This is a genomic window from Paenibacillus sp. Cedars, assembly GCF_003184205.1.
GTDB lineage: Bacteria > Bacillota > Bacilli > Paenibacillales > Paenibacillaceae > Paenibacillus_AQ > Paenibacillus_AQ glucanolyticus.
This window is the reverse complement of record NZ_CP020866.1, coordinates 3,013,104-3,035,930: the sequence shown is the minus strand read 5'-3', so window position 1 is coordinate 3,035,930 and position 22,827 is coordinate 3,013,104. Positions and strand designations below refer to the sequence as shown.

Below are 22,827 nucleotides of genomic sequence, written 5' to 3'. Positions count from 1 at the left end.
TCTTGTTTATTTTTGTGAGTGGTCGTCTAATTGTTGCAAAAATGGGTATTTAATTGATAGATGGTTGACAACCTGTATATACAAGATGATGAGGAGGACGCCGTTTTATGCATACCATAGGGAACCCGCTCCAGGATTGGTGGAGGACTTCCACCGTTTATCAGGTATATCCGAAGAGCTTTAATGATACAACTGGCCGTGGTACAGGCGATATCCGCGGACTTATGGAGAAGCTTGATTATATAAAGGGGCTTGGTATCAATATCGTGTGGCTCCAGCCGGTCTACGTTTCTCCGCAAAATGATAACGGTTACGATGTTGCAGAATATTGCAGTATTGATCCCGCTTTCGGTACCATGGAAGATTTCGACGAACTTGTAGCAGAATTGAAAAAGAGAAATATGCACTTGATGATCGATATCGTTGTGAATCACTCATCCACCGAGCATCCATGGTTTAAAGAGGCAAGAACATCCATGGATAATCGCTATCGCGATTATTACATCTGGCGAGATCCCGGAACCGATGGAGGTCCGCCCAATAACTGGAAGTCCAAGTTTGGGGGACCTGCCTGGCAGTATGACGAAGGCACAGGGCAATATTACCTGACTCTTTTTGACAAGACACAGGCGGATCTGAACTGGGAGAACGAGAAGGTCCGAGAGGAAGTCGTTGATATTCTCAGGTTCTGGGCGGACAAGGGCGTAAGCGGATTTCGGATGGATGTCATTAATCTGATATCGAAAGATCCAGATTTCCCGGATGATGACGGCTCCGTGTCTCCCGGAGACGGCCGCAAATTTTATACCGACGGACCGCGGGTGCATGATTATATCAAGGAACTGAATGAAAAAGTGTTCAAACCGTATAACCTGGTTACGGTCGGGGAAATGTCCTCTACAACCCTTGAACATTGCATCCGTTATTCGAATCCCAAGGAGAACGAATTCTCGATGACCTTCAACTTCCACCATCTGAAGGTGGATTATCCGAACGGGCAAAAATGGGAGCTCAAGCCTTATGATTTTGAGGAGCTGAAAAAGGTGCTATCCGATTGGCAAACCGGCATGCAGCAAGGCGGAGGCTGGAACGCTCTGTTCTGGAACAACCATGATCAGCCGCGCGCACTTACAAGGTTCACGGATGATGAGGAATACCGGACAGAAAGTGCGAAGATGCTTGCTACTACGCTTCATGGGCTTCAAGGCACTCCTTATGTTTATCAAGGGGAAGAAATCGGGATGCCGGATCCCAAATGGAATGATATGTCTGAATTTCGGGATATCGAATCATTGAATATGTACGAGATTCTTCAGCAGCAGGGCAAAACGCCGGAAGAAGCTGCCCATATTGTGACCGTACGGTCCCGGGATAATTCCAGACTGCCTATGCCGTGGAATGACGGTCATCAGGCCGGTTTTACGACAGGCACGCCATGGATCAAGATCGATGAGCGGTATCCCCTGATCAATACACAAGCTCAAGTGGAGAATCCGCATTCGATATATCACCATTACCGCCAGCTCATTGAGCTGCGCAAGAACCTTCGTGTTCTAACCGACGGGGAATACGTTCGGCTGGATCAAGGACATCCCGAGGTTTATGCCTATGCCAGAAGAACGCAAGAGCAGACGCTCATAGTAATTTCCAACTTTAGCAGCCGCAGCGTTTCGTACGAACTGCCACCGAATATGTGGGGGAAACCGGACATGGCTTCCGCGCAGCTGCTTATCCGCAATACGACGGAACAACCGGAGCTTGCCGAGGTTGTGAAACTTCAACCATATGCCTCTTATATGTGGCTTATTGAAACCAACTAAATTTATATAGTCAGGAGCGTACAGCTATGGCCATTGATCGCAAAAATGTGGAGCGAATTGTCGAAGCAGTCGGTGGAAAAGACAATATTGAAGCCGCCACGCATTGCGTTACACGATTACGATTTGCCCTTGCGGACGACAGTAAGGTTGATACCAAAGCTCTGGATGAGAACGATCTGGTGAAGGGGCAGTTCTCCTCTCAGGGTCAATTTCAAGTTGTTATCGGACCAGGTCTGGTGGACCAGGTCTACAATGAAATGATGGATATCACCGGTGGAACAAGAGCATCCAAGGATGATGTGAAGACCCTTGCCAGCAAGAAACAAAATCCGATTCAGCGGGCCATTAAGACGCTAGCGGATATTTTCATTCCGATTTTGCCGGCGATTGTCATGGCAGGTTTGCTGCTCGGCATTAATAATCTGCTTACGGGTCCAGGTATCTTCTACGAAGGACAATCCCTGATTCAGGTGCATCCCGAATGGGCGGATGTGGCATCGATTATCAATCTTATCGCAAGTACGGCATTTACTTTTCTTCCCGTCCTGATCGGCTGGTCGGCGGTACGGCAGTTTGGGGGCAACCCGCTGCTTGGGATCGTATTGGGATTGATTCTGGTTAATCCGGATCTTCTGAGTGCCTATCAGTATGCGGACGCCAAACTGGAGGGCACGGTTCCGGTATGGAATTTATTCGGTTTTGACGTTGAGAAAATCGGATATCAGGGTCAGGTGCTGCCTGTTCTGGTCTCCGCTTATATATTAGCCAAGATCGAGAAGTTTCTGGACAAGCGTGTTCATGATTCCATCAAGCTGCTTGTTGTGGCGCCCGTTGCCTTGCTGGTCACCGGCTTCCTCGCATTTATCCTGGTGGGACCTATCACCTTTGCCATTGGCAACGTCCTCACTTCAGGACTGGTCAGCATTTTCGATTCGTTTGCCGCTCTTGGCGGCCTGATATACGGCGGATTGTATGCGCTGCTGGTTATCACGGGAATGCATCATACGTTTCTTGCGGTAGATTTCCAGCTTATCGGCAGTAACGGAGGAACGTTCTTGTGGCCGATGCTGGCCTTGTCCAACATTGCACAGGGTGCGGCCGCGCTTGCCATGATGTTCATTCTGAAGGAACAGAAGGCCAAAGGGCTTGCTGTTACGTCATCGATCTCCGCCTTTCTGGGCGTAACCGAGCCAGCTATCTTCGGGGTAAACATTCGTCATAAATATCCTTTCATATTCGGTATGGTCGGATCCGGTATTGCCGGCGTGCTGCTGGCAGTCAACAACGTTCTGGCTTCTTCGATCGGAGTCGGTGGTATTCCGGGCTTTCTGTCCATATTCCCTAACCAGTGGGGCGTGTTCTTCCTGGGGATGGCGATTGTACTGGTTGTTCCGTTCACGGGAACCTTGTTGTTCGGACGTTACCAGATGTCGAGGCCAATCAGAAACCAAGGGAAGGAAATTCCCCAAGATAACGTTGAAAATGAACGGACGGACGGTGCGACTGCAGCCCCAACCCGTTCTTCCATATCCTCTGTTTCTGAGGCAAGTACTTCAGCCGATGCTTCCAAGAAGGTTATGGTGGATATCGCTGCACCGATGAACGGTAAAGTCGTGCCTTTGGCTGAAGTTCCGGACCCTGCGTTCGCTGAAAAACAAATGGGGCAAGGTATTGCCATCATTCCGTCGGAAGGGAAAGTCTACGCACCGTTTGACGGTCAGGTCGCTCATCTGATCAAGAAGAGCAAACATGCGATTATTTTGACCGATACTAACGGGGTCCAGATCCTGATCCATGTGGGAATCAACACCGTCTCCTTAAAAGGGGAGGGATTCATCGCCCATGTAGAGACGGGGGATGCCATAACCAAGGGACAATTGCTGCTTGAATTCGATATCCATCGTATTGAACAAGCCGGCTTGCCTGTTATCACGCCGATCATCGTACCGGATGGACAGGAACTCATTCAGGAGGTTGTGGAGTATGAAGGAGAGGCCGTTCAAGGTCAGACCCGCGTGCTTCAAGCCGTTTTGCATTCTGAAATCTGACGGTACCTGTGGAGCATGTAATCATCGCTGGATCATGGTACAATAGCTGATGGTGATAAGGGATGACAAACAATATTTATTGGACGCTTTACAAAGATTATGCCGAACAAATCGATACGGGAATTCTCCAGGCCGGCAGTAAGCTGCCATCGGAGAACGAGCTTGCCGCCACCTATCAGATTACAAGGGAAACGGTTCGCAAAGGACTTAATTTGCTCGCGCAAAACGGGTATATCCACAAGGTTAAAGGCAAAGGCTCCTTTGTTCTGGATACAGGCAGATTGAACTTTCCGGTATCGGGTCTGGTCAGTTATAAAGAGATGGCTGAACGGTTAGGCAGAAGAAGCCGAACCTTTGTGTATGAAACGAAATGCGTCCCTGCAGGGGAGAACATAGCGAAGGAGCTTCAAATCCGTCCGGACCAGCTCGTGTGGAAGGTGATTCGCGCCAGGGAGATCGAAGGGGAACGCATCATCCTGGATATTGATTGTTTGCTTGCCGACATCGTCACGGGTTTGACGAAGGAAATTACCGGCGATTCTATTTTTCAATATCTTGAGGAAGAATTGCATTTGAAAATCAGTTATGCCAAAAAAATAATTTCTGTTGAACGTGCTACAACCATGGACCACGATTACATGGATCTTGGAAACGATACACATGTCGTCGTAGTCCGGGGTTACGTTCATCTGGAGGATACAACACTCTTTCAATATACGGAATCGAGACACCGGTTAGATAAATTCCAGTTTGTCGATTTTGCCAGAAGAGAATCCAATGTGGAGCATTGGAACAAATAAAAGATAGAAGTGTCAAGCAGCCGCGATGAGATCGCGGCTTTTGCTGTTGCAGCAGCAGCAGCGGAAGGAGGGAAAATCATCTCCTTTGTTGAAGGTATGATAGTGACAACGATTCGGAATATCAAAGTAAAGGAGCCGATCATATATGGACTTAGGACTCAAAGACAAAGTTGTATTGATTACCGGAGGGAGCCGGGGCATTGGCCTTGGAACGGCAGTCACATTTGCTCTTGAAGGCGCAAAGGTGGCTATTTGTGCAAGGGATGAAGAGCAATTAGCTGCTGCGGCTGAACATATTCGAGATTCAAGCGGATTTCAGGCGCTGACGATAACGGCGGACGTGACTCAATCCGAGGAATGCTTGACGGCGGTAAGGGATACCGTTCAACATTTCGGTCGACTCGATATCCTGGTGAACAATGCGGGAACTGCGGCAGCGAAGCCATTCGAGCTGATTGAAGACGAACAATGGGCATCCGATCTGGATCTCAAGCTGTTCGGCGCCATTCGCTTTTCGCGTGCTGCGATTCCGCATATTCGTAAGTCTGGCGGCGGGGCGATTATCAATGTCACAACGTCCTGGGCCAAGACGCCGCCGGCTTCGTCCATGCCGAGCAGTGTCAGCCGGGCAGCCGGACAGGCCATGACCAAGGCCATGAGTCATGATCTGGCATCCGATCAAATCAGAGTAAACACGGTATGCATAGGAATGATCCGCAGTGCACAGTTGGAGGAGCGGTGGAAGCGGGAGGAGCCAGGGCTCTCATGGGAGCAATATGCTCGGGACCCGCGCCACAAGATTCCGCTGGGACGCATTGGAGATACGGATGAAGCCGCAAAAGTCATCGTTTTTTTGGCATCCGACGCGGCCTCCTATGTAACCGGAACTTCCATCAATATCGACGGCGGTTCAGCCCCGTCTTTGTAAGGTGCCAGAAGATTTCAGGAGGATCTTGGAGATGAATGATCAGGTAGTGATTGGGATTGACGGAGGCGGGTCGCAAACGCGCGTCATGGTCAGTGACTTGAATGGTAATATCCGGTCATATGCAGTTGGCGGCGCATCCTCGATACATAAGGACAGCAATGCGCACAAAAATGTTCAAGAAACCATTCAATCGTCGCTTTCTATGGCGCGCTGCAGCCTGGACCAAGTCATAGGACTATATGCGGGAATAGCGGGTTACGATTCCGATCAAGATCTGGATTGGGTGACCCGTTTAACCGATGTGGAGGGGCTGCAATGCCCGAAATGGTATGTCAACGATTCCGTTGTCGCGCACGCAGGTGCATTCATTGGGAAGCCGGGTATCGTGGTTGTATCTGGAACGGGCTCCATGATTTTAGCCATAACGGAACAAGAGACACCGATTAAGAATATCGATTTTCACCATTATGCCGCCAGCGCAGCGAGATTTCTTGCGTATGATGCGGTGTACCAAATACTGGCCGGGAATATTCAACAATCGGATGAAACGCTGGTTCGCAGCGTTCAGAGCTATTGGAATGTTGAGAATATGGAACAGCTTCGCCTCTTGGCGGCCGCAGGATTTATGGAAGAGAGTAAGGAGCGCAACAAGAAGTTTGGAGACATGGCACCAATCATCACGATTGCAGCTGAAGCCGGAAGTCCATTGGCCCAGAATGTGTGTGATGAAGCCATGAAGCAAATCATGGTAGGCGTCGAGATTCTGGGATCGTTCTTTCAATCAGATCACGTATCGGTTATGGGAATTGGCAGTGTCGTGAACAGTCCCTATATGAAATTAAAGTTTAATGAGAGCCTGCGATTTGGGAAAAATAAACAGTATGTTTACAAGGCTCCTGAATTGTCGGCCGCATCCGGAGCTGTGATAAAGGCACTTCAGCATGTGGGTGTACTTGTTGATGCCCGTATGATTGAGTTCATGCGAAGACACCCTCATGCAGCGTGGTAGAGTCCGATGAAACCTGTTGCGAAATCACTTTTAAAGCATTTGATCTTGGATCAGATGCTTTTTTTTGTTTGCTAGATGGAGAGCAGTTGCCGAATTATATTGAATTCATGATATGAAATATTAATTTAATGAATTCTATAGCATGATATTTCCATTGGCTGAATTCTGGCTGTCAGGCTAGTAGCCCATTCTAGTTTTTTGTAAAATCTTTCATGAACATAACATAGAAAATATAGTAAATATTTCTTGTCTAACCTAAAAAAATGATGTAAAGTAACATATCAAATAAACTATATTTGGTTTGATGTCAGAGTTTTTGACATATTAATTGACCTGAGTTCAATTTTATGCTGATTTTCGTCGAAAGGTCACGGGCTATGGAAGGATGAATCGAAAAAGGCTGCAAAATCTATCTTATCTACAGAAAAGAGGCTGTAATATGAGTCAACCTATTTTGCAGATTCAGGATTTGCACACGCACTTTTTTACGGACCGAGGTGAAATACCCGCCGTGGATGGTGTGAGCCTATATGTTAGGCCGGGAGAAGTGCTTGGAGTTGTTGGCGAATCAGGCTGCGGCAAGAGTGTCACAGCGCTTTCGGTATTAAAGCTGATTCCGCAGCCTCCGGGTAGAATCACTGGCGGTTCGATTTTGTTTAAGGGGAAGGATATCGTCCCGCTCAAAGAGCGTGAGATGCGTACTATTCGCGGCAATGCCGTTTCTATGATTTTTCAGGAGCCGATGACATCGCTTAATCCGCTCTTTACGGTTGGCCAGCAAATTAGCGAGACCATTCGCCTCCATCGGGGGCTAAGCAGGAAACACGCTCGAGAGCATACGGTTGAGATGCTGAAAAAGGTTGGCATTGCAAGGGCAGTGGAGATCATCGATGAATATCCCCATCGACTATCCGGCGGGATGCGACAGCGGGTCATGATTGCGATGGCGATTTCGTGCAATCCTGAACTGCTCATTGCCGATGAGCCGACAACTGCGCTGGATGTGACGATTCAGGCTCAGATTCTGGATTTGATCCGCCGCTTGAATGAGGAATATCAAACTGCGGTGATGATGATCACGCATGATCTCGGTGTTGTCGCGGAGATGTGTCATCGGGTAGCAGTAATGTATGCCGGGAAGGTGGTTGAGGAGGGGAGTGTGCGGGATATATTCAAAAAACCGCTGCATCCGTATACTCAGGGTCTTATCAAGTCGGTACCCAGGATGAATGAGCAGCATCGACGGCTGTTCTCCATTTCCGGCAACGTACCGGTCTTGAATACACAGATGAAGGGCTGCCGGTTTGCCGAGCGATGTCAGAACGTGATGCCGCTGTGCTTGGAGAAGCTTCCGGAGCTGAAGGAATATGAAGAGGCACATAGCTGCCGCTGCTGGCTGCACGAAACGCCGAAGGAGGAAGTCGTATGAGCGAACCGTTACTGCACGTGGAGCATCTCAAGAAGTACTACCCGCTGGGAAGTCGGTGGTTCGGAAGATCGCAGCAGCAAGTCGTCAAAGCCGTTGACGATATTTCGTTTTCCGTGGAAAAAGGTGAGACGTTTGGATTGGTAGGGGAAAGCGGGTGCGGCAAATCCACTGCGGGCCGTTCATTGCTGCGTCTGATTGAGCCGACGTCCGGCAGGGTTCGGTTTGATGGGCAGGATATCACGGATTTATCCCCGGAAGAGCTCCGGCGGAAGCGCAAAGATATGCAAATCGTGTTTCAGGACCCGTTCTCTTCTCTGGATCCGCGGCATACTGTCCAGCGGATATTGGAGGAACCGCTCATCGTGCATGGAGTAGGGAATGCAAAAGAGCAACAAAACATCATCAGCCGCTTGATCGATGTCGTCGGCTTGACGCATAGCCATCTTCAGCGGTATCCGCACCAATTCTCTGGCGGACAACGTCAGCGAATTGGCATTGCCAGGGCATTGGCGCTTCAGCCCAAGCTGATCGTTGCGGATGAACCCGTCTCGGCATTGGACGTGTCGATCCAGTCGCAGATTGTTAATTTGCTGCAGGATTTACAGGAGGAATTTGGCCTTACCTATATTTTTATCGCGCACGACCTGAGTGTGGTCAAGCATATCTGTGACCGAATTGCCGTGATGTACCTCGGGCGGATCGTGGAGATTGCCGAGAAAAACACACTCTATTCCTCGCCGCAGCATCCATATACGAAAGCGCTTTTTTCCGCGGTGCCTCAGCCGGACCCGGATATCAAAACCGAACGAATCATTTTGCAGGGAGAGCTGCCAAGCCCCGCAAACTCGCCTGTTGGCTGCGCATTTCACACACGTTGTCCAATGGTGATGGACATTTGCCTGAACGAGCGGCCCGAGCTGAAGGAAACCGAGCCCGCCCATCTGACAGCCTGCCATTTGTATAACGGGGCGAATGCAACCGAAAAAGCGATTTAAGACGTACGTATCGCAACCATTTATTTATAGCTGTCGAAGCACTTTTCTTCTTTCCGGTTTATAGTCTGGACAAGTTGTCCGGCCTCATATAAACAAATGAAATATTCGGTTGAATAGAAGGGAGCCAGAATATGAAAGTGAAAAGATGGAGCAGTCTCGTTATGGTATTGATGTTATGCACCGTTGTTGCCCTTGCGGGTTGCAGCGGCAGTAAGAGCAGCGGCAATAATGGTGCAGCAGGAACGGATACGGGAGAAACAACAGAACCGAATAACCCGTCACAGTCCACACAGGATACGTTGATTGTCGGACGGGGCGGGGATTCCTCATCCCTTGACCCCTCAATTGTAACAGACGGCGAATCCCTCAAAATCACGCACCAAGTGTTCGACTCTTTGCTGGAATATAAGGAAGGAACAACCGAGGTTCAAGGATCGCTCGCCGAAAGCTGGACGGTTTCCGAAGACGGGCTGAAGTATACCTTCAAACTTCGCCAAGGCGTGAAATTTCATGACGGAACCGATTTTAATGCGGATGCCGTGGTATTCAATTTCACCCGCTGGTCCGATCCAAAGAGCGAATACAAGTATGAAGGCGACTCCTTTGACTATTATGACTCGATGTTTGGTCCCGATGGAAAACGGGTCATCAAGGAAGTTAAAACAGTGGATGCCAATACCGTTGAATTTACGCTGAATCAGCCGCAAGCACCATTCCTGCAGAACCTGGCGATGACCTCCTTCGGCATTGCCAGCCCTACGGCGATTCAAGAGAAACAAGCCAGCTTCAAGAACGAGCCGGTTGGCACAGGACCTTTTGTGTTCAAAGAGTGGAAACGCAATGATTCGATTACACTGGAGAAGAACCCGAACTATTGGAGAGAAGGACTTCCGAAGCTGAATAAAGTGATCGTTCGCTCCATTCCCGACAACTCTGCACGCTTCAATGCGCTGCAAAGCGGGGAAATCGACCTGATGGAAGATTTGAGCCCGGACGACTTGGCAACACTTGAAAGCAATCCGGATCTGCAGAAGATCGAACGTCCCTCCAACAACGTTGGTTATGTCGGCTTCAACCTCAAGAAAAAGCCGTTTGACGACGTGAAAGTAAGACAAGCCCTGAGTTATGCCGTCAACAAACAAGCGATTATCGATGCCTTCTTCGCTGGACAGGCCGTACCGGCCGTCAATCCATTGCCGCCATCTCTGTGGGGGTATAACGACAGCATTCAGGATTATGAATACGATTTGGAAAAAGCGAAGCAGCTGCTGGCTGAAGCGGGTTACCCGAACGGATTGCCGGACGAATACACCTTCTACGCGATGCCGGTTCCTCGTCCTTACATGCCGGATGGTAAAAAGGTAGCGGAAGTGATTCAGGCTGATTTCGAGAAAATCGGTGTGAAGGTCAAAATCGAATCACCCGAATGGGCGACGTATCTGGATGATGCGCAAGCCGGAGAAAAAGACGACCTCTTCATGCTCGGTTGGACGGGAGACAACGGAGACCCGGACAATTTCCTGTACACACTGCTTGACAAAGATGCCATCCCATCCAATAACTACAGCTATTATGCCAGTGACAAGCTCCATGAAATTTTGATTGCCGCTCAAAAGGAAACCGAACAGACCAAACGCGAGGAGCTGTATAAAGAAGCTCAAGTCATCATCAAAGAGGATGCACCATGGGTACCCCTCGTGCATACGACACCTCTCCTTGCAGCCAAAGCAAATGTGAAGGGATACGTACCGGCTCCTACAGGAACGGAATACTACTATAACGTTTATTTTGAATAACGGGCTGTACCACAACGCCTTTGGCAGGTGAATCTATCTTGAAATCCTATATATTAAAGCGAATATTCATCATGATTCCGGTTCTGATCGGGATGACCATCATCGTGTTTTCTATCATTCATGCCATTCCGGGCGATCCCGCTGAGACCATTCTGGGACAAAAGGCGACGGAACAGTCCAAGGAGGCTCTTCGTGAGCAGCTGGGGCTTCATAATCCGTGGTATCAGCAGTATTTCTCCTATATCGGAGATTTGCTGCAAGGCGATCTTGGACAATCCATCCGTACCAGGGTGCCGATTGCCGAAGAAATCACGCCGTATTTGGCAGCAACCGCTGAATTAACGTTTGCTGCCATGGCCTTTGCCATCTTTTTCGGCGTCAATGCGGGAATCATCAGCGCCTGGAAGCACAATTCATGGTTTGATTACATTAGTATGCTGGTCGCATTAATCGGGGTTTCGATGCCCATCTTTTGGCTTGGGTTAATGGAGCAGTGGATATTTTCCTTGGAACTGCACTGGCTGCCTTCGATCGGTCGGATGAATCAGCGTGACCCGGTAGAAGCCGTAACGAATTTGTACCTGCTTGACAGTATCATTGCCGGACGCTTCGATCAATTGTGGACGGTCGTCAAACATCTGATACTGCCCAGCGTGGCACTGGGCACCATCCCGATGGCGGTTATCGCCAGGATGACGCGATCGAGCATGCTGGAGGTCATGAATTCCGATTTTGTCCGCACGGCTAAAGCCAAAGGACTGTCCCAATTTTTCGTTGTTTACAAGCATGCGCTCAAGAATGCCTTCATCCCTGTGCTTACGGTTATCGGCCTGCAGACGGGCGCCTTGCTTGGAGGAGCGGTATTAACGGAGACCATCTTCGCATGGCCTGGTGTCGGCCGCTATATTTATCAAGCGATTAGCTCACGGGATTACCCGGTTATTCAGTCCGGAATTCTGATCATCGCTTTTATATTCGTTGTCATCAATCTGATTGTGGATTTGCTGTATGCAGCAGTCGATCCGCGCATCCGCTACCGGTAGGAGGGAAGCTATGCCACAGATTACAACACACCTGAACGACAGCTCTGCCATTCCTTCCGAGAAGGTTTCCGGACCTTGGCGTAATGCGTGGAGAGCTTTCCGCAAGAACAAAATCGCGATGGCTGGACTGTTCATGATTTTGTTCTTCATTGTCATCGCACTGCTCGCGCCATTAATCGCGCCCTATGATTATAAAGCACAGGAGCTTGCCGACCGGTTAAAACCTCCGTCAGCTGAGCATTGGTTTGGAACCGATGATTTGGGACGGGATTTGCTCAGCCGGGTGCTGCATGGAACGCGCATCTCATTGTGGGTCGGTACATTTTCCGTGCTTGGCTCTATCATTCTGGGAACGCTGCTCGGTATTCTGGCAGGCTTTTACGGCAAGTGGATAGATATGATCATCTCGCGTTTCTTTGATATTTTGTTGGCGTTTCCGAGTATCTTGCTGGCGATAGCCATCGTAGCCATCCTGGGCCCTTCGCTGCAAAATGCGTTATATGCCATTGCCATCGTCAACATACCGACCTATGGCCGATTGGTTCGCGCTAAAGTCCTCAGCTTGAAGAACGAGGAGTACATCAGCGCTGCGCAGGCTATAGGGATGAAGAACAGTGGAATTCTGAGACATCATATTCTGCCGAATAGTCTGACTCCAATCATCGTGCAAGGAACGCTGGGCATCGCGACGGCCATTATTGAAGCGGCTGCGCTCGGATTTTTGGGCCTTGGCGCCCAGCCTCCCGCTCCGGAATGGGGAAAGATGCTGTCTGATTCGCGTCAGTTTATCGCAACGGCCCCATGGACGGTGATTTTTCCCGGAGTTTCGATCATGCTGACGGTACTCGCCTTCAACCTGATGGGGGACGGTCTGCGCGATGCTCTGGATCCGCGAATGAAAAGTTAATATACGATAGCAATACGACTGAATCACAGGAATGACGCTTTCGTCACGTTTATATGAAGAATCAAGGCAGCCGATGATCGGCTGCCTTTTTCAATGCAACTTCTATAGGAAGCAGCTCTAATCCGTATATACGGAAGCATTAAAGCATTCTGGTCCTGTTCTGCCATATCCAGCACAAGTGCAGTCACATACATGGTATATACCAGAAGACCGGTTGGGGGAGGGGTTACATTATAGTCTGCAGCGACAAAGGAGACACTTTGGCTTTGAACCTGGGAAGGCTGATATTGTACATAAGTGGTATGGATAACTGGATCCGTTGTTAAATAGCCTCGCATGACATCAATTTGAATAATCGGAGCAAATATATCTTCACTTAGTATATAGAAGCCAACTTGCCCAAGAAGCTGAGTACGGAGGATACCGGTTGTATCGGCAGGCACACTTCAAACCCACTTGACCGACCATGACGGGGGTGTCCACCACGAAACGTTCCATGGAGCCTGGGAATGCTATGGGCCAGTGATTGGAGGTGCGTGCATCTAAAAATTTTGTCAAGGCTAGCTTCACCACCTGTTCTATTAAGTCTGTCCATTGCTAGTAGTATATGATGTTTTGTTATGATGGCTTGGACGAACATTTTGTAATAGGAGATGGATGTCGTGATTTTATATATGAATTGTCGCATAGTTATACTAAAAAAAATGGTCAGATATGATACCTTATATGTGGAGTCAAGACCTCATTAAATGTATGGGGCAGGGCTCTATAATTATGCTTCTTATAAAAACTCATGAAAGTGATGGTGATGATACATGTCAAAAGTTTATCGCATTGGTATTATCGGCTGTGGCGGAATCGCAAACGGAAAACATCTGCCCAGCTTAAGCAGATTGAATAGTGTGGAGCTTGCAGCGTTTTGCGATATCGTCAAAGATCGGGCTGAAGAGGCTGCTGGCAAATATGGCAGCGAGGAAGCAAAAGTATATAGAGATTACACGGAGCTGCTAAAGGATTCTACCCTTGATATCATTCATGTGCTTACCCCTAATGATTCGCATGCGGAAATTTCCATTGCTGCGCTTGAGGCCGGAAAGCATGTTATGTGCGAGAAGCCGATGGCCAAAACGGCTGCGGATGCCAAACTGATGATGGAAACGGCTCAGCGTACGGGCAAGAAACTGACGATCGGATACAACAATCGGTTCCGTGAAGACAGTCTTTATCTTAAAGAGGTGTGCGAAGCCGGAGAGCTCGGTCATATTTATTATGCCAAGGCACATGCGGTACGGAGAAGAGCTGTTCCGACCTGGGGCGTATTTTTGGATGAGGAAAAACAAGGCGGAGGGCCGCTGATCGATATCGGTACGCACGCGCTGGATTTGACGCTCTGGATGATGGATAATTACAAGCCGAAAATCGTACTCGGTACTACATATCATGAATTGTCCCGTAAGGAGAATGCGGCAAATGCTTGGGGACCGTGGGATCCCGAGAAATTTACGGTTGAAGATTCCGCTTTCGGCATGATTGTAATGGAGAACGGAGCAACCATCATCCTGGAATCAAGCTGGGCGTTAAATACGCTTGATATTGACGAAGCCAAATGTACTCTTAGCGGCTCGGAAGGCGGGGCCGATATGAAGAACGGCCTTCGCATTAACGGAGAGAAATTCAGCCGTCTGTACACCAATGAAATTGAGTTGAACTCCGGCGGGGTAGCTTTCTATGACGGTAAGAAGGAACAGGCTCCGGATGTTGAAATGAGAAGATGGATCGAAGCCATTGATCAGGATAAAGACCCTGTCGTTACTCCTGAGCAAGCTTATGTTGTATCACGTATTCTGGAAGCTCTGTACGAATCGGCCCGTCTTGGAAAAGCAGTATACCTGGATTAATCAAGTTTATGAATATTTCCATATAGAGATAAGAAGAAGTCCTGAGGAATCAGGGCTTTTTTCTGTTATCACCTAGCTCGATGCTGAGATCCGGCGAATGAGACAGAGCTTAATGGTAATAATAAGCACATTACTCTATGATTGGAGACGGGATGTATGATCTTTATTTACAATGATTACGGGGGGACCCACACAACGTCGTTGGCAGCAGCGTATCATCTAAATAAATTGCCTACGAATCGACAGCTTACAAAAGAAGAAATTCTGGCGGTTGATTATTTCAACAAACTGAAAACCTCGGATATGGGCAAGCTCATTTTTCACGGCCTGGATGAGAACGGGAATCCGGTTTACTCGGTTGGGCGGGGATCCTCCAAGGTGGTAGTGGAAGCATTGAAGAACTTGAGCTTAATCCTGCAAGACAAATACCAGAACGATGAGCCTATCATATATTCCAACACGTCGCCAACGGTACCATTCTCCATGACGATGGGCGGACTGTTATCCAGAAGGTTGAAACTGGACGCTCTAGGGGTGCCGTTATTGGTCATGGGTGCGAAGAAATCCTGCAGCAATATTCATGAATTGGTCATCCATACCAAGAAGACCGCAGCTGCGAGATCAGGGACTGAACCCGTCATCGTCATTGACAATAAAGAGTATTCCGCTTAGTTATTTTCGATGGAGAAGCTCTTTATTTTGAATGTATTTGTATAAAATTCTTAGAAGATGACTTTGCTATAATTGGGTCATCTTCTTTTTTTGTCCCCAGGGCCCAATCGTCAGATTACGAGATGATAATTTCTGTTTTATACAATTGGTGGAACGGTCGTCTAATGGCAGATATGCTGCCGAAGCTGTTTTTGATCATTTTCAAGATACGGGTTTTATAGTTGAAGAGAATGGAGCAATGCTAGGTTTCCTTATTGGATTTTTATCCCAAATCCGAAATGAAGAGGCTTATATTCATTTGTTGGCATCCATCCTGCGCATCGGCAGCGTGGCATCGGACGTCAGCTTTACGAAACGTATTTTAATGAAGTGAATAAGCAGGGTTTAGAAATTGTTCGCTGTATCACGTCTCCAATCCATACAAGCTCCATCGCTTACCATACCAGAATGGGATTTGTTATTGAAAAAGGAGATAAACCGCGTGGAGGGTATCGAAATACATAGCATTGGTTCAATCCAACCGTCTGATAACAGACGGTTTCTTTGTATGTTGGAGAGCGCATGGGAATGGATGGTATTCTGCGATCAAGATACGAACCTCTTCTCACGGTTTCATGGGTTGTTTGCCCTGTTTTTTTATCGCGCGCCATTTGGAGGGAGCTATTCCCGTCCAATGTTTGAAGTGGCGGTTGAAGCTGGATATTGTTGCATAGCCTACCTCTTGGGAGATTGACAGTATGCTGCTATCGGTATGGGATAGTAATGCAGAGGCCATCTGCATTCGCACATTGTGCAAGTAATCGAGCGGAGCCATTCCCATGCAAACGCGGAACGTTCGACGAAAATGCGTGACGCTTAAGCTGCAAACTGCCGCCAATTCATGAATATGAATCGGTTCCATGTAATGCTGTGAGATGTACTCCAGCGATTTGGAAATTGTGTTCATGGAATTTCGATCGGCAGCTCCAACTACTGGTGTATCGTCAGCCATCTGATCGATGATTCGGGTAATGAGGGTCATCAGCGTCCAAAGGCACCCTTTGACGGCCGATTCGTAGCCTGATAATTGCTGACTTAGTTCTTTCATGAGATATTCCGTCATTAATGTGATGTCGGGAGCATCGCCCGGACTGATGATATTAGCGAATCCCGCTGGAGCAGGGGCGTTCCACGATCGGGGATGGGCCGTGCCAAGCAGCGCATTCGGATCTAAGAAGCAAAAATCCCATCGGCTCACCTGACTTTTAACACTTTGCGCAAGGTGAAGCTGCCCCGGAAAAATAATGCTCACATCGCCTTTTGAGTAAGGCAGGATCTTGTCCTCTACAAAAAACACGCCTGAGCCCTCGTGACAGTATCCGATTTCAAGACAATTGTGATAATGAAGATACGTAATATCGGCATCGTTTTGGACATGGTTTCCGATCCAATCCACGGGAAACGTGGGAGGGAGCAAATACGGCTGACCGATAATCTCATAGGAAGATGGTTGTTTCTGCATAGTTTTCAGTCCTTATTGAGCAGAATTGTTATCTTTCATATTATAAACTAGATATGAAATCGATTACATATGAAGCGAGAGGAGAAAGTGACATGGCTTATCCTATAGAACCGAAATTGGCTGAGTTATCCGAAAAAATTATGGAGTACGGGCGATTAGCCCATGAATATGGTGCAGATGGCGTTTCCGGCATTTGGCAGGATATTGAACGGGCAATGCAGGAAGCCGCGGAGAAATTGCAAGGTCTGCCTGTTGATGGGAAACTGGCTTCCCAAGAGCCGAATGATCTGCGTGGGATTCAGCAGCTTCGTACGAATGGTCCTCGAAGAATGTGGAAAACATTCAATCAGTCCGAGTATAAAGATAAGCTGGAGGGCGCTATGCTCGCCCGATTCGCCGGATGTACGCTGGGAGCTCCCGTCGAACTATGGGAAGTGGATGAAATGAAGAGTTGGGCCGAGTACATTGGGGATGCCTTTCCACCGCGCAGCTATTGGACCCGGGTTAAGAATCCGAACCATCGGCGATATGGGAAGAGCACATTTTATGAATATACGCTTGAAGGCATGAGCGGAGTTCCCGTCGACGATGATATTACGTATACGATTCTGGGGCTGCTGATCGCGGAGGAGCATGGGATTCATTTTACGACGGAGGACGTGGGGAAGAGCTGGGTGAAATATTTGCCGCTTGCATGTACGGCTGAAGAGGTTGCCCTTCGTAACTTGAGAGCAGGCAAGACGGCTATGGAAGCAGCAAGCTTAGAGAATCCGTATTGTCAATGGATCGGTGCAGATATTCGATCCGATCCGTGGGCATACATTGCACCGGGGTTCCCGTCGAAAGCGGCAGAGTACGCGTATCGAGACGCTTATTTGAGCCATCGAAGGAACGGAATTTATGGCGAAATGTTTTTTAGTGCGGCTCAAGCAGCCGCCTTTGCCGTCGATCATCCGGTGGACGCCCTTCGCACTGGACTGACAGAAATTCCTAGCGAATGCAGCCTATATAAGGATATCGAATGGGCGCTCGCCATAGGTGGAGATATCCGGAATTACGCAGAAGCGCGAGAAGCCGTGAACAAGCGCTTTCAAGGCATGTCTCCCGTTCATACGAACAACAATGCATGTTTGACTGTATTCGGTTTAATGATCGGAGGGACGGATGTGTCCAAGGTCATTTCCGAGACGGTGGCAATGGGGCTGGACAATGATTGCACAGCGGCTACCGCAGGGAGCATCGTCGGGGCAATCGTTGGCAAGGAGGGCGTTCCTGCCCATTGGCATGCGCCGTTTCATGATACGGTAAAGACTTATATGATTGGTGCGGAGAATTTCAAAATCAGTGATCTCGTGGAGCGATTTACCATCGTGGCAGAGCAGACCTATATCGATTCCAAGCAAGAGATATAAATGGGGAGCCTGCTCCGATATAAAATTGCAGAGTGGTTCAATGCATGCTAAAAACTCCTATTCAATGAAAGTTAACATAGGGCGACCAGTGCCATGAAAATGTGCGCTGGTCGTCTGAAATCTAATGGGGATACGGCGTTTCGAACTCGACGCCGCAAGGGCCGCCATTCGGATTACTGTCCAGATGGACCTCCGTGCCGTCTTCCCGGAACAACGGCCGGTAGAAAGCACCGATCTTGGTTGCCGACGCGTTGGCATAGTGGCAGATAAAGGCACGGCGAAAACGGTTCGATTTGTTGCGGTAAGAGCCATGGATGAGGTTGCCGTTAAAAAAGAGCACATCGCCTTTGTCCATTATGGCGGGGAGGACCGTTTGATCTTTTGGCGGTTTCACGAAATGGGTGGTAAACGACTCGCGCGAATCGGCTTCCTCCGGGCACACAAGGGCATAATTACTTGTTTTCGGAACGACGAGCAAGCCGCCGTTCTCTTCATCAGCCGCGTCGATCGCCGTCCACGCCGCGATGCAGTTGCCCGGCTCCACCTGCAGGTAGAAATTATCCTGGTGCAGCGCTTGACCGCGGGAACCGGGAGGTTTGTAATAAAACATGCTTTGAGCTGCGAGCGCAGGCTCGCTGTACAAATCAGCCAATACGTCCATGACAGGCTTGTGCAGCATGTATTTTTTTGCGATTGCATCAAAACGGTGCGGATGCATAACACGCGGATAGCGTTTCAGCGGTTCGACAGCTGTATCATTGAAGACCGGCTCGAAGTGGCCGGGTACGGTCTTTTGGCTGATCTCCTCAAACGTTGCTTCAATTTCAGCCAGTTCCTCCTGCCGGAAGAGCCCTTTTACAATTAAATATCCCTCTGTTTCGAACTTGTGCAGCTGCTCCTCGGTCAATACGTTTAACTTCTCTCGCATCGTAGTCCCTCCGATCAGATGATGGTTTTTCTGTTGACAATAGAATAAGGTCTGCTTATCTTGAGAGGAAGTATGATATCTGCTTAAAAGTACCGGGATTCTGCTATTTGAGGAATCGGGGAGGAGAGGTTCATGCGAAACGAACGGGCTGTCATATCGTTGGAAAGTACCGGAACGATATTCGGCGACCATTTTGAACAAGACGATGCTTATCGCCTGCGTCGACCTCAAGGGATGCAGGACTGGCTGCTTGTTTATACGCTGCATGGAGAGGGCTACTTTCGCACGCCTGCCGGGGAGAAACGCTGCGGATCCGGGCAACTTGGACTGCTGCGCGCCGGCATCACTCATGAATACGGGACAGCACCAGGGAAGCGCTGGAACTTTCTCTGGATCCATTATCCTGGACTTCCGGAAAACTGGATGCTAAGAAACCAGGAGTTTCTGGTCGAAACCCTGCCCGATGAACGTGTCCGAGGCCGTGTCGAGCAAGCGTTCCGGAATGTGCTGCAAGATTCACTGGACCGCTTAGATTTGTGGGAGGCGCTGTGTGAGAACGCGCTGCGTGAGATTTTGCTTCTGCTTGCACAGCGCACAAATAAAAGAATGGACCCTAGAGTCGAGCAAACGCTGGGGCTGTTGTCCCGTTCGCTAAAGGAAGATATTCGAATTGACGCCATATCGCGAGAGGTCGGAGTCTCGGGGTCCAGGCTGGCACATTTGTTCAAACAAGAGACAGGGTACACCATCGTAGAGCATCTGAATCAAATGAGGGTTCGCCATGCCGCTTTATTGATGACTCATTCCGGCCGGACCGCAAGCGAGGCTGCTCAGGATGTCGGCTTTAACAGTTACAATCATTTTGCGGATCAGTTTCGTAAACAATACGGGGTTTCGCCGAGGCAGTATCGCCAGGATTACAAGCCGACATCCATGCTGTAAGCTGAAGTGCAATGCATGAAACGGCTATGCTTATTCGTATGGATGTTACATCGCGAGAGGTCGGAAACTTGGGTTTCGCCGGGAGTACTTGCTCAAATAAGGAAAAGGCTGTCTCCTGCCTGCATGAGGGCTGTAGAAAAACGCTCTGTACAACTTCCCTTACGAGATGTTAAATTATAAGGATGTCCTACAAATAGAAAGAAGGTATTACGTTGGCACGATCCTTGTATATTGCGCTCATCCTCCTAAGTCTCATATGGGGAGGTTCGTTCTTTTTCATTAAAAGTTTACTGCACGATTTCGGTCCATGGGGGATTGCATTTCTGCGTTCTACCTGCGGATTTCTATTTATTTCGATTATCATGCTGATAATGCGAAAGCCGTTCGACCTGCGAAGAATTAAATGGCTTCCAACCTTCGTAGTCGCCATGATTAATATGGCTCTGCCATGGACATTAATCGGGTTTAGCGAGACTAAGCTAGCCAGCAGCATGGCTTCGGTATTGAATGCAACGACGCCGATATGGACGATGCTTGTAGGGTTACTATTCTTCGGCTCCGTATTCCGGCGGATACAGTGGGTCGGCATGGGAATTGCGCTTGTCGGTCTGATCATTCTGCTGGGCATTCGCCCAGGCTCTTTCATGACCGTCGATTTCATTGGTTTTGCTGCGATGATCGGGGCCACTATGTGTTATGCCGTGGGTTCACAGTTATCCAAGCGATTGCTGGGTGGACTCACGATGTATCAGTTAACGTTCGGAACTCTGCTTGGCGCGATGGTAGGGAGCGGCATCCTTGCCTTTACGACGGAGAGGGTTGACGTGACAAAGATCTTAGAACCTGCCAACATGGGCGCTCTGGTCGGTCTTGGCATCTTCGGGTCAGGTGTCGCATACATCCTGTTCAATTATATGGTGTTAAAAGGAAGTCCGGAATTCGCCACCTCCGTCACTTACCTGGTTCCTGCAACGGCGATGATCTGGGGGTATACGCTGCTGGATGAACCTATCGGATGGAACCTTATCATCGGCCTTATTCTCATACTATCCGGGGTGTTCATTACTAACCGCGGGGGGAGCCGATCGAAGGGGAAAGCAGCTGGGATTCCTGGATAAGTAACATCGGTTGATGGGAATACGCAAAAAAGAGCAGATGATCTGCTCTTTTTTTTCTGCCCAGCTATGTTGGGCGCAGCAAGCAAAAGCGCTCGCACAGGCGCAGCAAGTCCCGAAAAAGGACTTGCAGCAAGCAAAAGCGTTCGCGCAGGCGCAGCAAGTCCCGAAAAAGGACTTGCAGCAAGCAAAAGCGTTCGCGCAGGCGCAGCAAGTCCCGAAAAAGGACTTGCCGCGTCCTGGTATAAGCGAATCAATCTCATAACTCAGCGAAAAACAGGTAACAGCCACGATATTTACGCGGCTGTTTTATTTATTTCACAAGCTAAGAAATTTACTGTTTCACACCTTCGTCGAAATTTGTCATAACAAATTCAGGCCTAATACAACTAAAGTCACAATTTTTCGATGCTATATTGACTGGAAAATAAATCCTCACTAAAATGTGTTATAACAAATAATCATATACATAAAAAATGTTAGAACAAATTATAAGGAGGGAGGTGATGAATTTCTGAACTGGGAGAATTCAATTGCATCGAGATTCTCTAGATCTGCTGAGATTGCATTAATCTCCCGAATCTCTGATCTGCAGCAAAAAAGGAGGTCATGACAAAGTATGGACGCCCGATTAAACTCGGCATCCCCACATCCCGTTCCCAAGCCGAGCAAATGGAAACATGTCAAGAGGCAGCTAAAGCGAAATATCGGGCTGTACATCATCATCTCCCCAGCGGTGCTGTACTTCCTGATCTGGCATTACTGGCCGATGTACGGTGTGCAGATTGCTTTTAAGGATTTTATGCCCGGACTTGGCATCTGGAACAGCCCATGGGTCGGTTTCGAGCATTTCGAAAGGCTGTTTGACGCGTATTACTTCTGGACGATTCTCAAGAATACGATTGGCATCAGCTTATACGGCCTGCTGATCGGCATTCCCGCTCCCATCCTGCTAGCGCTCCTGTTCAATGAGATTCGGAGTCGTAAACTCCGCTCATTCGCACAAAGCGTCTCTTATGCTCCGCACTTTATCTCGGTCGTGGTCGCGGTTGGCATTCTGTTCTTTTTCATCTCACCTACGAACGGCGTTTTTAACTCCGTTCTTACATCTTTTGGAAGGGAACCGGTAGATTACCTGGCAGAGCCTTCTAATTTCTGGCATCTGTATGTCTGGTCCGGCATCTGGCAAGGAGTCGGTTGGTCGTCACTCATATACAGCGCAGCCATATCGGGCATCTCCCCAGACCTGTATGAGGCGGCTTACATGGACGGTGCCAGCAAATTTCGGAGAATCTGGCATATCACCATCCCCGGTATTGTGCCAACGATTATGATTCTGTCGATTCTGAGTGCAGGAAGCATCATGAGTGTAGGTTTCGAGAAGATCCTCTTGATGCAAAATCCAATGAATTTGGAAACGTCCGAGGTCATTTCCACTTACATGTACAAAAGCGGGCTTTTGAATACGCAATACAGCTTTTCCGCGGCAGTGGGACTGTTCAATAACGTGATCAACTTTATCATTCTGATCATCGTCAACGCCGTTGCCCGCAAAGCAGGGGAGACCAGCCTATGGTAGGGAAA

General features: G+C 48.7%; 20 protein-coding genes and 1 pseudogene. 18 read left to right on the top strand and 3 right to left on the bottom strand.

Going from position 1 to position 22,827, the window contains the following annotated elements; translation table 11 throughout:
• Positions 1-107 precede the first annotated feature (107 nt).
• The 10 genes from treC (at position 108) to nikC (ending at position 12,775) form a co-directional block, all read left to right on the top strand.
• Entirely contained in the window at positions 108-1,820 is a 1,713-nt protein-coding gene (gene treC / locus B9D94_RS15580) for an alpha,alpha-phosphotrehalase (protein ID WP_148247438.1), read from the top strand.
• A 26-nt stretch (positions 1,821-1,846) separates the two neighbouring features.
• Positions 1,847-3,868 carry a PTS system trehalose-specific EIIBC component gene (treP, locus tag B9D94_RS15575; protein WP_148247437.1) on the top strand — a complete coding sequence of 674 codons (2,022 nt, stop codon included), beginning with the start codon at positions 1,847-1,849 and terminating at the stop codon, positions 3,866-3,868.
• Positions 3,869-3,930: 62 nt separating this feature from the next.
• A complete protein-coding gene (treR, locus tag B9D94_RS15570; protein ID WP_148247436.1) occupies positions 3,931-4,668 on the top strand; it encodes a trehalose operon repressor in 738 nt (245 codons plus the stop codon).
• 145 nt (positions 4,669-4,813) lie between these two features.
• Entirely contained in the window at positions 4,814-5,596 is a 783-nt protein-coding gene (locus tag B9D94_RS15565; RefSeq protein ID WP_148247435.1) for an SDR family NAD(P)-dependent oxidoreductase, read from the top strand.
• 31 nt (positions 5,597-5,627) lie between these two features.
• On the top strand, positions 5,628-6,605 hold the full coding sequence (locus B9D94_RS15560; RefSeq protein WP_148247434.1) for an N-acetylglucosamine kinase: 978 nt from the start codon (positions 5,628-5,630) through the stop codon (positions 6,603-6,605).
• Positions 6,606-7,044: 439 nt separating this feature from the next.
• The gene (locus B9D94_RS15555) at positions 7,045-8,034 is read left to right on the top strand and encodes an ABC transporter ATP-binding protein (RefSeq protein ID WP_148247433.1); all 990 of its coding nucleotides are present in this window, start codon (positions 7,045-7,047) and stop codon (positions 8,032-8,034) included.
• The gene (locus B9D94_RS15550) at positions 8,031-9,029 is read left to right on the top strand and encodes an ABC transporter ATP-binding protein (protein ID WP_148247432.1); all 999 of its coding nucleotides are present in this window, start codon (positions 8,031-8,033) and stop codon (positions 9,027-9,029) included. Before B9D94_RS15555 ends, B9D94_RS15550 begins: the two co-directional genes overlap by 4 nt.
• 131 nt (positions 9,030-9,160) lie before the next feature.
• Positions 9,161-10,825 carry an ABC transporter substrate-binding protein gene (locus B9D94_RS15545; RefSeq protein ID WP_036642661.1) on the top strand — a complete coding sequence of 555 codons (1,665 nt, stop codon included), beginning with the start codon at positions 9,161-9,163 and terminating at the stop codon, positions 10,823-10,825.
• Positions 10,826-10,863: 38 nt separating this feature from the next.
• A complete protein-coding gene (locus tag B9D94_RS15540) occupies positions 10,864-11,868 on the top strand; it encodes an ABC transporter permease (RefSeq protein ID WP_148247431.1) in 1,005 nt (334 codons plus the stop codon).
• 10 nt (positions 11,869-11,878) lie between these two features.
• On the top strand, positions 11,879-12,775 hold the full coding sequence (gene nikC, locus B9D94_RS15535) for a nickel transporter permease (protein WP_006210064.1): 897 nt from the start codon (positions 11,879-11,881) through the stop codon (positions 12,773-12,775).
• A 23-nt stretch (positions 12,776-12,798) separates the two neighbouring features.
• Here nikC and B9D94_RS15530 read toward each other — a convergent pair whose 3' ends face one another.
• Positions 12,799-13,218 carry a hypothetical protein gene (locus B9D94_RS15530; RefSeq protein WP_148247430.1) on the bottom strand — a complete coding sequence of 140 codons (420 nt, stop codon included), beginning with the start codon at positions 13,216-13,218 and terminating at the stop codon, positions 12,799-12,801.
• A gap of 372 nt (positions 13,219-13,590) precedes the next feature.
• On the opposite strand from B9D94_RS15530, the gene B9D94_RS15525 reads away from it, so the two are divergent.
• The 3 genes and pseudogenes from B9D94_RS15525 to B9D94_RS15515 all read left to right on the top strand — a co-directional run.
• Positions 13,591-14,673: a Gfo/Idh/MocA family protein gene (locus B9D94_RS15525; RefSeq protein ID WP_148247429.1), complete on the top strand. Its 1,083-nt coding sequence runs from the start codon at positions 13,591-13,593 to the stop codon at positions 14,671-14,673.
• A 156-nt stretch (positions 14,674-14,829) separates the two neighbouring features.
• Positions 14,830-15,345 (top strand): DUF3189 family protein, encoded by a 516-nt coding sequence (locus B9D94_RS15520; RefSeq protein ID WP_006210067.1) that lies wholly within the window; start codon positions 14,830-14,832, stop codon positions 15,343-15,345.
• Between the two features lie 122 nt (positions 15,346-15,467).
• Positions 15,468-15,850 (top strand): annotated as a pseudogene (locus B9D94_RS15515) (GNAT family N-acetyltransferase); the annotation flags it as partial.
• A gap of 99 nt (positions 15,851-15,949) precedes the next feature.
• Here the strand turns inward: B9D94_RS15515 and B9D94_RS15510 are convergent.
• A complete protein-coding gene (locus B9D94_RS15510; RefSeq protein ID WP_063479424.1) occupies positions 15,950-16,846 on the bottom strand; it encodes an AraC family transcriptional regulator in 897 nt (298 codons plus the stop codon).
• A 92-nt stretch (positions 16,847-16,938) separates the two neighbouring features.
• Here B9D94_RS15510 and B9D94_RS15505 point away from each other — a divergent pair, with 92 nt between their 5' ends.
• Positions 16,939-18,258 (top strand): ADP-ribosylglycohydrolase family protein, encoded by a 1,320-nt coding sequence (locus B9D94_RS15505; RefSeq protein ID WP_148247428.1) that lies wholly within the window; start codon positions 16,939-16,941, stop codon positions 18,256-18,258.
• 121 nt (positions 18,259-18,379) lie between these two features.
• Here the strand turns inward: B9D94_RS15505 and B9D94_RS15500 are convergent, their stop codons facing one another.
• Positions 18,380-19,186, bottom strand: a complete 807-nt coding sequence (locus B9D94_RS15500; protein WP_006210071.1) for a phytanoyl-CoA dioxygenase family protein — start codon at positions 19,184-19,186, stop codon at positions 18,380-18,382.
• Positions 19,187-19,318: 132 nt separating this feature from the next.
• Here B9D94_RS15500 and B9D94_RS15495 point away from each other — a divergent pair, with 132 nt between their 5' ends.
• From B9D94_RS15495 to B9D94_RS15480, 4 genes are all read left to right on the top strand, one after another.
• Positions 19,319-20,128 carry a helix-turn-helix domain-containing protein gene (locus B9D94_RS15495; protein WP_063479427.1) on the top strand — a complete coding sequence of 270 codons (810 nt, stop codon included), beginning with the start codon at positions 19,319-19,321 and terminating at the stop codon, positions 20,126-20,128.
• A 212-nt stretch (positions 20,129-20,340) separates the two neighbouring features.
• Positions 20,341-21,246 (top strand): DMT family transporter, encoded by a 906-nt coding sequence (locus B9D94_RS15490; RefSeq protein WP_006210073.1) that lies wholly within the window; start codon positions 20,341-20,343, stop codon positions 21,244-21,246.
• A 10-nt stretch (positions 21,247-21,256) separates the two neighbouring features.
• Entirely contained in the window at positions 21,257-21,508 is a 252-nt protein-coding gene (locus tag B9D94_RS15485; RefSeq protein WP_172963953.1) for a hypothetical protein, read from the top strand.
• Positions 21,509-21,862: 354 nt separating this feature from the next.
• The gene (locus B9D94_RS15480; RefSeq protein ID WP_148247426.1) at positions 21,863-22,822 is read left to right on the top strand and encodes an ABC transporter permease; all 960 of its coding nucleotides are present in this window, start codon (positions 21,863-21,865) and stop codon (positions 22,820-22,822) included.
• The last annotated feature ends 5 nt before the right edge of the window (positions 22,823-22,827 follow it).